The sequence below is a fragment of the Saccharicrinis aurantiacus genome (genome assembly GCF_947489045.1).
Classification (GTDB): Bacteria; Bacteroidota; Bacteroidia; order Bacteroidales; family Marinilabiliaceae; genus Saccharicrinis; species Saccharicrinis aurantiacus.
In genome coordinates, this window is record NZ_CANLCN010000010.1 from 1 (window position 1) to 13862 (window position 13862).

Genomic DNA, 13862 nt, shown 5'->3' on the forward strand with positions numbered 1-13862 from the left:
CTACTTCAAAGTTTTTTTAGGCAAGAATACGAAGATAATAACTAAAGAATAGTTTATCAATGTTTTAAGTCGAAAAAGTTTTTTTCTCTTTTTTTGAACCTCAGAAAAAACGACGCTTACTTAGTATAGAGAATGGTATTCTATACTAAATAAGAACTAGGTTGTGTCTTACTCGGTATAATTTCAGATTTAACTCATATTAAACACAGATCAAACTCACGTTAACGTGAGTTTGATCTGTGTTTAATATGGCTTTTATTTGTATTTTTACCAAAGCTGACTCCTTCCTGTATACTTTATGGTTTTTACAGAACGTATACAAAGAGATGCGTTAATGATTGGAGCGGCATCCTTTGTGAGCCCGTTATGGCGAAACAAAGATATAGCGGAAAGCATGACCCGAGAAAAGGGATTTGTGCTGATAATAGAATAGTATTAGGAGGGGAACGCCCAATGTAAAAACAAAAAAGCTCGTAATCAGTTAATTAGTATATGTTTTATTTATTAATATCACATTTACCTAACTTAATCACGAATTAAAGAAACCAAGATATCAACATTATATGAAGAATTAGAGAATTATGGTACTATTATTGCTAGGGAATTGCTTATTTTACACCTTGAATAAACAAGCATTTTAATTACACTATAACTATATAGCTCGAACAAGAGATTTCATAATGATTCTAAGTGCAATTCTTATCACATTTTTATCAAGCCTACTTCCTTTTCTTTTTGCCAAAGCTGAAAAGATTCAAGGATGGCTTGTAGCATTAATACCGACTACCTTATTAGCTAGTTTTATTTCTTTAGATGTTCTTAACAAAGGAAATATTGTAGAGTCAAACAGTTGGCTCCCTGAATTAGGGTTAAATATCAATTTTTACATTGATGGATTAAGTTCCTTATTCATATACCTTATATTAGGAATGGGCATTTATATATTTGCCTATGCCAATGGATATATGAAAAACTATAAAGGCAAATCTCGCTTCTACTCTTACCTAATTGTTTTTATGGCAGCGATGCTAGGGTTGGTAAGTGCAGGTAATATGATATTACTATTTGTATTTTGGGAACTAACGAGTATTTCGTCATTCTTACTCATTAGTTTTTTTCACGATAAAGAAGACTCTCGCAAATCAGCTTTACAGGCATTACTAATTACAGGAATAGGTGGATTAGCAATTCTTGGAGGGGTAATAATCATTGGTGCAGAAGCAGGCTCATACGAAATTCAGGATTGGATAAACAATGCAGATACAATAATTTCAGGCAAATATTCAAGTGCTGGCTTAATCCTTATTTTATTAGGGGCGTTTACAAAATCGGCACAATTTCCGTTTCATTTTTGGTTACCCAATGCCATGGCGGCACCAACTCCGGTTAGTGCTTATCTCCATTCGGCCACAATGGTAAAGGCTGGCGTATTTTTATTACTACGTGTAGGGCCAATATTTAGCTCAACCGAATTATGGCAAACTGTTTTACCTATTTCTGGTAGTATCACCTTTCTATTGGGAGCTTTTTTTGCATGCGTACAAACAGATTTAAAAAAGATATTTGCTTATACAACCATTAGTTCTCTAGGGGTTTTAGTAATGCTTATTGGTATTGATACCGATTTATCAATTAAAGCTGCATTTATGTTTTTATTGGTGCACTCGTTATATAAAGGTGCCTTGTTTATGTTAGCAGGTATTATCGATAAAAAAGTTGGCACACGCGACATACGACTACTTGGAAACTTATGGACAAAAATGCCCTTGATTACAATTGTTGGTGTATTAGTATTACTTTCGATGGCAGGCTTACCTCCTTTAATTGGTTTCTTAGGTAAAGAAATGATTTACGAGGCCAAACTACAGATTCCGGAAGTAGCACCATACATGACTTTCTTTAGTGTATTAGGAAACGTATTTATGGTTTTCATTTCTTTGTATGTTGCCCACATGGTATTTTTCAGGAAAGAACACAAATGGCCCAAGGAACCGAGCAGAGCTGGGATATCAATGGCTATTGGACCTTTCTTTTTAGCCTCTCTAAGTTTAATATTTGGCTTATTACCTCAAAAATACATACAACCTTATTTACAATCAGCCATTACAGCTATAAAACCAGATCATCTCGACTTTGAGATACACCTCTGGCATGGCTTTAATCACGTGCTGCTATTAAGTATAGCAACAGTAGCCATGGGGGTAATGCTATTTATTTACCATAGAAGCACTATTCCGTTTTTCACCAAGGTATACCATAAAGTATTTGTCTTTAATTTCTCTGATCAATTTTTCAAGATCATCGATGGCTTTATTGGCTTCAACAAAAAAATAGTTGATTTTGTACAACACGGATACCAACGCTATTATTTATCTACTATTTTTATATTTACTGCTGCTTTTTTATGGTATATCATCAGCCAAACATGGCACTCTGACTATAGTATACAATACGATTCTATTAGTTGGGCATTAGCCATTATTAGTATCATTATTGTAGCCTTATCATTTTTATCATTACCCGCATCTTTACATCGCGTTTCTGTAATTACCATAACAGGAGGAGTAGGTTACGCAATGTCGGCCATTTATTTATTTTACGGGGCAATTGACTTAGCTGTAACGCAGATATTAGTAGACTCACTCACTGTTATATTAATGGTATTGGTATTGCCGAAATTACCTAAACTAGTAACATATACGAAAGCCAAAGGTGCAATTCGTGATTTATTAATTGCCAGTTCCTTTGGTATTGCAATGGGAGTTATTGCCTTTATGTCAGCTACCAACCCAAGTACTAATAAAATATCAACATTCTTCGAAGAGTTCTCATTAAGCATAGCGCATGGAAAAAACATTGTTAATGTTATTCTAGTAGACTTTAGAGGTATTGATACAATGGGTGAAATTACTGTATTAGTATTGGCTTCCTTAGGTATCTATTCATTATTAAAAATAAAAAAAACACATTAATATGAATACTACATTATTACAATTAGCGGCTAAGTTTATACGCTCAATTATGTTAGTAGCATCCGTGTTTATTTTATTACGCGGACACAATGCTCCCGGAGGAGGATTTATTGGCGGCTTACTAGCCAGCGCAGGAATTGTGATTTATACAATTGCCTTTTACTCCCTCCCTCTTTTATCAAAAACATTGCGCACGATAGCCCCTCTTCGAATAGTTGGTTTAATACTTGCACTTGGGAGCGGAATACTGGGGTTAATATTTGGAGAAAGCTTTTTACATGCTCAGTGGTTTAAATTAAACATTCCCATATTGGGCACTATCGATCTAAGCACACCATTACTGTTTGATATTGGCGTGTATTTAGCTGTGATTGGCGTAATGGTTATGGTTATTCTTTTATTAATGGAGGACAGAAAATGGAGTTAATTTTAGCAATTGTAGTAGCTGTATTATATACCGTTGGAGTATACTTTCTTCTGCGTCGTAGTATGGTGCGTATCATATTTGGGGTATTGTTTTTAGGAAACGCCACCAACTTATTAATATTCATGTCATCAGGCTTAACGCCAAATGCACAACCTTCGTTTTTAAACATTGGAGCAGAAGCAAGCAAGCAGGGCTTAGCCGATCCATTACCACAGGCCTTAATATTAACGGCCATAGTAATTAGCTTTGGCATTGTGGCTTTTTTACTCACCTTACTTCGCAAAACACACGAAGTAACAGGAGAAAACGATTTAGATCAATTAAAATAACACAACTTAGAGACTGCTTTCATAATGATTGTATTTGCACCTATTATAATTCCACTTCTTTTTATTATCCTTTCTTTATCGGTTGCTAAAGCCTCTAAAAAGGTACAACAAACCGTATTTTTATCGGGTAATATTATAACTATTGGCGTTGCCATTAGCATTCTTACAACAGTACTTAAGGAAGGTATAATTGTAGCTCAAGCTGGAGCATGGGAAGCCCCATTTGGCATTACCATTGTTGCCGACACATTCTCAGCTATCATGCTTACCTTAACATCTATTACGGTTGCGCTGGTGAGTTTATACTCTTTAGCTTGGCGCGAGAATAATTTGAACACGCCTGTTTTTTACGCCTTAATTTTTGGTTTACAAATGGGTATGAACGGCGCCTTTGTTGCCGGCGACTTATTTAATATGTATGTGTGGTTTGAAGTAATGTTACTTTCTTCGTTCGTATTAATTTCATACGGAAGTGATAAAAAACAACTAAAAGGAACACTGAAGTATGTATCGATGAATTTGGTTTCATCCTTTTTCTTTGTAGCTGGCATAGCCCTATTATACGGAAAAACAGGAACCCTAAATATGGCTGACCTAGCTTATCGCGTTCGCGATATGGGACCTGAATTAGATATATTTGCCCCTTCGGCATTAATATTAATGGGCTTTGCAATTAAATCTGCCATATTCCCATTTTTCTTTTGGTTGCCCGATTCTTATCATACACAACCTTTACCTATTTCAGCTCTGTTTTCGGGTACACTAACAAAAGTGGGTGTATATTCTATGATTCGGTTTTATGCTTTAATACACGTACCAGGAGATACATTTTTTACGCAAATGTTCTTATTCATCGCCTCTACTACCATGATATCCGGTGTATTAATGGCCACATCACAATTTGAGGTGCGCCGCTTATTGAGTTTCCATATTGTATCGCAAATTGGCTACATGATATTGGGCTTAGGTTTATTTACTAAATTAGCTTTAACAGGAGCTATATTCTATATTATTGGACACTGTATTGTAAAAACCAATTTGTTTTTATTGAGTGGAATAGCCTACAAAATTACTGGCACCTTCGATTTAAAGAAAAGTGGCGGACTAATGAAACACAAACCTTTTATAGCAGTTTTATTCTTTATTTCGGCTATGGCGCTTGTGGGTATACCTCCATTATCTGGCTTCTTCGGAAAGTTTATGCTTTTAAAAGCAGGTGTTGAATCGCAAGAATTTATTCACGTAGCCAGTGCTTTATTTGTCAGTTTTCTGACTTTATTTTCGATGGTTAAAATTTGGAATGAATCTTATGCCAAACCCATCCCCGAGGAAATAATAAACCAAGGCTTTAAATTTGGTAAAGCACCAAAGCAATTAATTGCTAGTTCAGTAATATTAGTATTAATTACTATCGGCTTAACTGTTGGCAGCAAGTTTATTATCGACACCTGTGCCACTGCTGCCGATCAATTACTTAACGTTGATGCCTATATAAATGCTGTGCTTCATATATAAGCAAGCACAAATGTGCTTTTTATCAGAATATTAAAATTAAATTGATATGCTTCGAATCTTACATTTAATATTATTCATACCCTACTACTTTCTAATGTTACTTCAGTCAAACTGGACTATCGCAAAGACTATTTTAAGTCCTCAATTCAACTTTGATCCTCCAGGTATAGTTGCAGTAAGCATCGACTTAAAGTCGAATACAGGTATCTTAACTCTTGTAAACTTGATTACAATGACACCTGGCACTTTATCTATAGACTTATCAGATGACAAAAGTAAGCTATACGTGCACGCCATGCATGTGAAGAATAGAGAAAGCTTTGTGAGTGAGATTAAGGCATTAGAAAACCGACTAAAAAAGTTTTTAAAATGATAACAAGCGTAATATACTATATAATGGCAGTATTGTTATTGGCAATGATACTTACCGTGTTTAGATTAGTAAAAGGTCCAACAACACCTGATCGCATCATATCACTGGATATGATAGGATCTATAATGCTTGGTTTGATAATATGTATTGGAATAATAAAGGACAATAGCATTTACATTGATGTAATTTTAATTATTACACTCATCCTTTTTGTAGGAACTGTTGCTATGTCGAGATATTTAACCCATAACGAAAAGAAAAAATGGAAATAGTAATTATAATACTTCTAGCAGTAGGCAGCCTATTAATGCTTTTAGGAGCGATTGGACTAAACCGCTTCCCTGATATTTTTATGCGCATGCATGCTGCAACCAAAGCGCCATCATTAGGTGCACTATTAATGCTTATGGCATTTGCTTTTTACTTTTCCGATATGGAAACAAGCATTAAGGCTATTGTAATTATTGTATTTATTTTCTTAACAACACCTATTGCTTCACATGCCATTGCCGCAACAGCGCATCGCCTAAAGGTTAAAAAATGGGATAAAATGGAAATTGACGATTTAGAACGAGATAGAAAGAAGAACTAACCATTGATATTTGATCTATTTAGCACACAATATATCACCACAAAAAAAAGAGCTTGCTCAATACTGAACAAGCTCTTAGCTCACAAGTAGAATATTTTCATACCCTCCTTTTATTTTTTATTTCAGACTATCCAAATGCAATAATCATCACACCTCCAATCATGGCTGCTAAGCCAAGATAAAGTGAGGTTTTTGATGCCTTAGGAGCACCGGCCCATTCGTTAGTAAAAACACCTGCACTAACCGCTGCCACAACCGAAAGTGTGTTAAAGGTTGCATAACCTATTGACCCTCCGTTTTCACCCAATAAGAATGATGAATAAGCAAAAATAATAGATGCAGTAAAGTTTAATGCAGCCATTAAGCCCGTCATTGAAATATTTTTACCTGCTTCAGGTACGTTAAAGCCACCCCAAAGTTTCTTTTTGCTAAGCATGATAATGAAGTAAGGCACAACAAAAACTCCACCCGAAACATAAACGATAAACATTGATGCTACTGAAGATAACCAAGCTTCGTTACCATTCTTCACAACCATTTCACCAATAATATTTTTAGCAGCAACTCCATTGGCAGTAATTTCTAATGCAACATTAAAACCAGTACATAAAATACCTCCTATAACTGCGATTAAAATACCTGTTATCATTGATGATGAACCTTTATTGCCACCCTCAGCTTCGGCAGCAGCGCGCAAAATACCGGCTCTACCATTAAATATAATACCAGCTAAAATAACTGCAATACCAATAAGTATCTTTACCACTTCACCACTCTCTGGCACACCTGAAAGATACCAAGGCAAAAGTGAACCTACACAAATAATTGTACCAATAAAGATGGAGAAACCCAACGACATACCGATGTAATTAATGGCTTTACCCCACAACATCATACCTACACCCCACAGGAAACCAGGGATTAACATTTTCATGAGTACGGGCGTACCAACGTCAGACAGAACCTGACCAAAATCGTTGATCATTGAGAAAGCAACTATGCCCGGAATTAACCACAACATAAAAACATAGCACAATCCCCACGCATTCTCAAAAGAATAATTCTTAATATATTTTTCGGGCATTGCCCAAAAACCAAGCATAATACCAGCTGTAATTGCTAATAATATTCCCATAACAGTAGTTGTTTAATTTCGTTTGTAAATTTTTAAGCTATCTGTAATACACTTACTACAGACTAAATATTTAATTTCAATAGATTCTACTTACTAAAAGGTCAGTTTAAATACGGTGGTACTTTTAAATACCTCATCAGGCGAAGTGAAAGATTGCGGTGCATTCTCTAGGTTAGGACCATTAGGCCAACGGTGCGTTTCACATGCAAAGCCACGATACTTACCATACTTTTCGTTTTCATCGCGCTTTAACTCATAAGAAGTATATTTACCTGTATAAAAAAGCATACAAGGCTCTGTAGTATATACCTCTAACTTACGCTCTGATGATGGCTCTGTAACTTCAGCTGCCTTATTTAAATCAACACCGTACTTATCAAATACATAAAAGTGCTCAAAACCATCTCCTAATGCAGAATGAACATCGTTCACTACTTTTGCCTCTCTTAAATCTTCAATGGTATTGGATACATCTTTAACTTCCCCAGTTACAGCACCTGTTTCATCTAAGGCTAATAGTTTATTGGTATTAACCTGTACCATACTTGATTCTACGGTTTTCTCAAACCCTGATAAATTCCAATAAGTATGATTGGTCATTGATAGCGGAGTAGTCTGATCAGTAGTTGCTGCGTAATTAATTATAATTTCGTTATCGTTACTTAAGAAGATAGTAACTTCAGCCTCAACATTCCCAGGAAAACCCTCACTAAAATGCGGGCTTTTCAATTTAAATTGAACCCCAACCTTATCTTTTGTTGCTACTTCTTCTGCAGCCCAAAATTGTTTATCGAAACCTACAGTTCCACCATGTAAATTATTGTCTCCACAATTGGCATTGAGTTTATATTCCTCTCCGTTTAAAGAAAACTTTGCATCCTTAATTTGAGAACAATACCGACCCACTGTACACCCAAAATAAGGCGAATTGTTTTTATAGGCATCAGATAAATAACCATCCACGGAATTAAACCCGCAGGCTATAGATACAGGTTCAATGCCCTTTCCGGGAATGGTTATTTGAGTAATTGTGGCTCCTAGGTCCATTATTTTTACAATCATTCCGTTATCATTTTCTAGAACGAATAATGATACATCCTGATTATTATATTTTCCGAATTGCTGTTTTGTAGATTGCATTTTTAGATTTTAGATAAGAGACTAATATGAAAAAGTTTGTTAGTTGTTAGGCTGTAGTCAGAAGTTTTCAAAATATTACTGAACTATTCTAAAACAGTGCTAATATCAAACAAACCACACTTTCATCCCTTAATGGTTACAAATAAAAAGAAAGGTCCTTTTAGTAGTTGATGAAAAACTAAAAGGACCTGGTCTCTAAAAAACTATGCTTGCTTGTATTGTGCTAATTTATCCCAATCAAATTCAACACCAATACCTGGTGTATCAGGAGCTACAGCTCTATGATTCTCAACTACCAAAGGTCGTAAGGTGTATTCATCAATAGGAAAACTGTGTACTTCGATCCAACCAGCATTAGGCTGTGATGAAACTAAACTTACGTGAAGCTCTTGCATTCCATGAGAACAGACCGGAATATTGTGATCTGCTGCTAATTTAGCTGCCTTTAACCATCCGGTTATACCGGCACAATTTGAGGCATCAGGCTGTACAAATGATAATTTTGCATCTGCCATAGCATATTCAAACTCATGAATCGTATGCAGGTTTTCACCCATTGCTAAAGGCACCCCTGTAGCATCGGCAATTTTACCAAAGCCTTTGTGATCATCTGGAATAGTTGGCTCTTCGAACCAGTAAATATTATACTCCTTCATTCTGTTGGCATAGGCAATAGCCTGATCAACCGTAAGAGCGTAATTGGCATCTACCATGAAAGTAACATCAGGACCGATATGCTCACGAACCGCTTTGATACGCTCCATATCTTCCTCCATATTCTCACGACCAATTTTTATTTTAACAGCATTGTAACCTTTATCAAGGTAACCTTGAATGCTATTAATTAGTTTTGGTAATGGGAATAACAAATCGATACCTCCACAATAGGCTTTACAAGTGTTATCAGAACCTCCGGCAACTTTCCAAAGTGGCTCACCTGCTTTTTTACAACGGATATCCCAAAGTGCGATATCTACAGCAGCCATGGCAAAGGCATCTATACCACCACGACCTACGTAATGAATATGCCACCACATAAAGTCGTGCAATTCCTCAACCGCAGTACCATCTTTACCTACTAAAACTGGCGCAAAATCGTGATCAATCATCGCCTTAATGGCATGTCCACCTTTACCTCCTGTATAAGTATACCCAGTTCCTTCACTTCCATCTTCGAGAGTTACCGTAGAAGTAATTAGCTCAAAATGGTAGTGATCTCCATGCTTGGCATCAGATAAAACCTCGGCCAAAGGCACTTTGAATATTTGGGTTTGTATATTTTTTATTTTTGACATTTGAAATTGGTATCAAGTATCAAGTATCAAGACATAAGGCTTTTTTCAGCTTTCATTTTGATACTTGACAATGAACTTGTTTAATGTTGTATCGAAAATCTGCGAGTAACACCTTGATTTCATTGGCTTCAGCTAATTTTTATTCCGTAGCTATGGCTATGCAATAAAAAATTGAGCTTTGCCACTGATAATCAAATTGTCACTCTCGAAATTCCCCTACAACCTTAAACAACTTCAGTTAGTAATAACTATTAACCTTTGAAACGTACGTAGAAAGTTTTCTTTTCTAAATACTGCTCAAAACCATACTTACCATCTTCGCCACCTGTTCCACTCATTTTGTATCCATTATGGAAACCTTGGTGTAACTCACCATGACCCCGATTGATATAGATTTCACCAAAATCAAGTGCACTATTTAATTTCATTACACGATTCATATCGTTTGTATAAACCATTGCTGCTAAACCAAACTCACAATCGTTAGCCCACTCTACCACTTGTTCGAAGTCGTTAAACTTGATAACTGGCAAAATTGGTCCGAATGCTTCTTCGTGAACGATAGTCATCTCTTGCTTCACATCAGTAAGGATAGTTGGCATAAACCAATTTCCTTTTTCAAACTCAGCACCTTCTGGGGTTTTTCCTCCATAAGCCAAAGTAGCACCTTCTTTAACGCTTACTTCAACAAGTTCGTGCATGTGCTTAAGCTCAGACTTATTAACTTTAGCACCCATATCTGATGTTGGATCAAAAGGATCACCAACTTTAATTTCTTTTACTTTAGCCATGAATTTCTCCATGAAAGCATCGTAAATATCTTCGTGAACATACATACGCTCGTTACAAGTACAAACTTGTCCGCAGTTATCGAAACGCGAATGCAATGCTCCGGCTACAGCCTCATCAATATCACAATCTTCGAAAGCAATAAATGGAGCTTTACCTCCAAGCTCTAACTGAACGTGTGCTAAATTCTCTGAAGCTGCTTTAAAAATAGACTGACCTGCTGGCGTAGAACCAGTCATAGTCACCATTTTTGTAATAGGGTGTTTACAAATTGCAGTTCCCATAGTACGACCAGGGCCTGTAATAATATTAATTACTCCATCAGGCACACCAGCTTTTTTAGCTAACTCACCAAGCATTAAGGTACTCATTGGAGTTTCTGTAGTTGGTTTAACTACAATTGCATTACCAGCAATTAAAGCCGGTCCGATTTTACGACCTGCCAACGCTAGTGGGAAGTTCCAAGCAGTAATTGCTACTACAACCCCGCGAGGTATTTTTTGAATCCAAATTTGCTCATTTTCATTATCCGAAGGAATGATGTCCCCTTCGATATGACGGGCCCACTCACAAGCATACTCAATAAATGAACAACAAACATCAACTTCGAATTGTGCTACTTTAAAAAGTTTCCCTTGCTCTTTTGTTAACACAGTAGCTAATTCTTCACGATTTGCTTTTATCTCTTTTACAAAAGCATACATGATATCGGCACGCTGGCGAGCAGGTAATTTAGCCCATCCTTTTTGTGCTTTTTCAGCAACTTCAAGAGCTTTGATACCATCCTCTTCGTTACCATTAGCAACTGTACCAACAACTTCGTCGGTAGACGGGTTTAAAACATCGGCAGTAGCACCGTTTGAAGGCTCCACCCAAGCCCCATTGATATATTGTTTAAAATTTAAATCCATTTTATCTAGTTTTTTAGTAATTAGCCTGTAGCCAATAGTTAAATAAAAAATATAGCTAGTAGCCATCAACTACTAGCCAAGAATTATAAAATTAGCGCCCCATCCAGCCGCCATCAACAAGCATTACAGCTCCTTGCATGTACGATCCTGCTTCAGAACAAAGGAATACAACTGGTCCTGCAAAATCCTCAGGCTTACCCCATCTTCCTGCTGGAATACGTGATAAAATTTGCTCAGAACGAACTGGATCCTGACGTAAAGCCTCTGTATTATCAGTATCGATATAACCTGGAGCAATTGCATTTACGTTAACTCCTTTTGAAGCCCACTCGTTGGCAAAAGCCATAGTCATTTGGCCAATAGCACCTTTACTAGCAGCATAACCAGGAACGGTAATTCCACCTTGGAATGTTAATAACGAAGCGGTGAATACAATTTTACCCGATCCACGAGCTACCATTTCTTTACCAATCTCACGCGTTAAGATAAATTGTGCATTTTGATTTACCTCAATTACTTTGTCCCACATTTCGTCTGGATGCTCTGCAGCTGGGGCTCTTAAAATAGTACCCGCATTGTTTACCAAGATGTCGATAACTGGATTTTCTGCTTTTACTTCTTTAATAAATGCGTATAAAGATGTACGATCAGAAAAATCGCATGTGTAAGCCGTAAACTTACGACCTAAAGCAGTTACCGCTTTTTCAACAGCACTACCTGTTTTTTCAAGAGAAGCACTCACACCAATGATATCAGCTCCGGCTTCAGCTAATGCCACGGCCATTCCCATACCAATTCCTCTTTTACATCCTGTTACTAAGGCAACTTTACCTTCTACGCTAAATTTATTTAAAATGCTCATTGTTTATTTTTTAGTATCAAGTATCAAGACACAAGTATTAAAATGCCTTACATTCTTGATTATTTTTGTTGTTATTTGTTATTGCATCGCGAAGACGCAATATCGTTTGTAAATCACTACTAACTAATAGCTAAAAACTACTAACTGATTATTGACAATCCACTAAGAACTTCATTCCTGTTGGAGTAGCATCAATATCTTCGAATAACTGTTGAATCTGATCCAATGGTTTCGTATCCGTAATAATACTCTCGAAAGGATATTCGTTTTTAGTAATTAACTCGATTGACTCTTCGTAATCTTCTTTTTCGTATACACGAGCACCAACTAATTCAAGCTCTTTCCAAAAGAATTTGAATAAATCGATTGGTTTTTTCTCGCCATGAATGGCAACCATAACAATACGTCCTCTGATACCAGCCACTTCAGTCATTACATCTAATGAAGGTTGAACACCTGCCACTTCAAAAACAACATCGGCTAAACCGCCATTTGTTTTCTTTTCAACGTATTCTACTAAATCTGTTTTAACAGGATTCACTACTTCAAATCCCATTTCTTCGGCCATTTTAATGCGAATTTCGTTCACCTCAGAAATCACCACATTAGCACCTTTGCTTTTTGCAACCATGGCAACTAATAATCCGATTGGACCACCACCAAGAACTACAGCAGTTTCGCCTTTTTGTAAGCGACCTCTGCGCACATCGTGACAAGCAACTGAAAGTGGCTCAATTAAAGCGGCTAATTTAAGATCAGTCTCTTCTTTTAATTTGTGTAAAGTAAAAGCCGGAACATTCCAATATTGTTGCATGGCACCAGGACTATCGATACCAATAAACTTTAAAGCTTTGGCAATATGTCCGTGCCCTTTATCAGAAGCTGTTTCACCACGGTTATCCAAAGGGCGAACCGTAATTTTTTCTCCAACTTTATAACCTGTAACACCTTCGCCAATGGCATCAACTGTACCCGACATTTCGTGCCCAATAATTTGTGGAATATCCACACGTTGATCCATCATACCATGGTAAATGTGCACATCAGTACCACAAACACCACAATAGGCTACTTTAATTCTTACTTCACCTGCTGCAGGTGCTTCTATTTCTTTTTCGACTACTGAGAAGGATTTATTTCCTTCGTATAAAGTTGCTTTCATATTGATTATATAACATTCAGTGCTGATAAAAAAACAACACTAAACTCCATTATTGATTACTAATTTATTCAAGTAAACTTTTGAGATGATAATAAATGTATTTGTAGGTACAGGTATCATCCGTACACGTATTTTATGTATTCGTACATACGTTTACAGATGCAAAATTCAATAAGCATACTTAATGTTCTTCAAAATTAAACATTAGTACTTGCCCAAATAGGGGTAAAAAGAATACATCTCAGGGGGTAAAAAACACTTCGACACTATAAGGTAATTAGGAGGTAACTTATGCCACCTGTACACATTATCAAATAAAGCCCATCCTTATAAAAGTTGTGAATACGCCCAAAGTGTTTA

13 protein-coding genes are annotated in these 13862 nt (G+C 36.5%); 7 read left to right on the forward strand and 6 right to left on the reverse strand.

What is annotated here, in order from left to right; all coding sequences use genetic code 11:
- Positions 1-680: 680 nt before the first annotated feature.
- The 7 genes from mbhE to mnhG are packed head-to-tail and all read left to right on the forward strand — an operon-like array spanning position 681 to position 6208.
- Complete coding sequence (mbhE, locus tag QMO11_RS12565) at positions 681-2972, forward strand: hydrogen gas-evolving membrane-bound hydrogenase subunit E (protein WP_282037605.1); 2292 nt, start codon at positions 681-683, stop codon at positions 2970-2972.
- 1 nt (position 2973) lies between these two features.
- The gene (locus QMO11_RS12570; protein WP_282037606.1) at positions 2974-3399 is read left to right on the forward strand and encodes an MnhB domain-containing protein; all 426 of its coding nucleotides are present in this window, start codon (positions 2974-2976) and stop codon (positions 3397-3399) included.
- Positions 3390-3728, forward strand: a complete 339-nt coding sequence (locus QMO11_RS12575; protein ID WP_282037607.1) for an NADH-quinone oxidoreductase subunit K — start codon at positions 3390-3392, stop codon at positions 3726-3728. The genes QMO11_RS12570 and QMO11_RS12575 overlap by 10 nt, the downstream gene beginning before the upstream one ends.
- Before the next feature lie 24 nt (positions 3729-3752).
- The gene (locus QMO11_RS12580; RefSeq protein ID WP_282037608.1) at positions 3753-5243 is read left to right on the forward strand and encodes a complex I subunit 5 family protein; all 1491 of its coding nucleotides are present in this window, start codon (positions 3753-3755) and stop codon (positions 5241-5243) included.
- A 46-nt stretch (positions 5244-5289) separates the two neighbouring features.
- A complete protein-coding gene (locus tag QMO11_RS12585; RefSeq protein ID WP_282037609.1) occupies positions 5290-5616 on the forward strand; it encodes a Na+/H+ antiporter subunit E in 327 nt (108 codons plus the stop codon).
- Positions 5613-5888, forward strand: a complete 276-nt coding sequence (locus tag QMO11_RS12590) for an MrpF/PhaF family protein (protein ID WP_075602122.1) — start codon at positions 5613-5615, stop codon at positions 5886-5888. Before QMO11_RS12585 ends, QMO11_RS12590 begins: the two co-directional genes overlap by 4 nt.
- Positions 5879-6208, forward strand: a complete 330-nt coding sequence (mnhG, locus tag QMO11_RS12595) for a monovalent cation/H(+) antiporter subunit G (protein ID WP_282037610.1) — start codon at positions 5879-5881, stop codon at positions 6206-6208. Before QMO11_RS12590 ends, mnhG begins: the two co-directional genes overlap by 10 nt.
- 127 nt (positions 6209-6335) lie before the next feature.
- Here mnhG and QMO11_RS12600 read toward each other — a convergent pair whose 3' ends face one another.
- The 6 genes from QMO11_RS12600 to QMO11_RS12625 all read right to left on the reverse strand — a co-directional run bounded on the left by QMO11_RS12600 (position 6336) and on the right by QMO11_RS12625 (position 13502).
- Positions 6336-7343, reverse strand: a complete 1008-nt coding sequence (locus tag QMO11_RS12600; protein ID WP_282037611.1) for an L-rhamnose/proton symporter RhaT — start codon at positions 7341-7343, stop codon at positions 6336-6338.
- A gap of 93 nt (positions 7344-7436) precedes the next feature.
- Positions 7437-8483: an aldose epimerase family protein gene (locus QMO11_RS12605; RefSeq protein WP_282037612.1), complete on the reverse strand. Its 1047-nt coding sequence runs from the start codon at positions 8481-8483 to the stop codon at positions 7437-7439.
- A gap of 203 nt (positions 8484-8686) precedes the next feature.
- Positions 8687-9778: a mandelate racemase/muconate lactonizing enzyme family protein gene (locus QMO11_RS12610; protein ID WP_282037613.1), complete on the reverse strand. Its 1092-nt coding sequence runs from the start codon at positions 9776-9778 to the stop codon at positions 8687-8689.
- Between the two features lie 251 nt (positions 9779-10029).
- The gene (aldA, locus tag QMO11_RS12615; protein WP_282037614.1) at positions 10030-11478 is read right to left on the reverse strand and encodes an aldehyde dehydrogenase; all 1449 of its coding nucleotides are present in this window, start codon (positions 11476-11478) and stop codon (positions 10030-10032) included.
- A gap of 91 nt (positions 11479-11569) precedes the next feature.
- Positions 11570-12334, reverse strand: coding sequence for an SDR family NAD(P)-dependent oxidoreductase (locus tag QMO11_RS12620; RefSeq protein ID WP_171973131.1), 765 nt, complete (start codon positions 12332-12334; stop codon positions 11570-11572).
- 154 nt (positions 12335-12488) lie between these two features.
- On the reverse strand, positions 12489-13502 hold the full coding sequence (locus tag QMO11_RS12625; protein WP_075602115.1) for a zinc-dependent alcohol dehydrogenase: 1014 nt from the start codon (positions 13500-13502) through the stop codon (positions 12489-12491).
- Between the last annotated feature and the right edge of the window lie 360 nt (positions 13503-13862).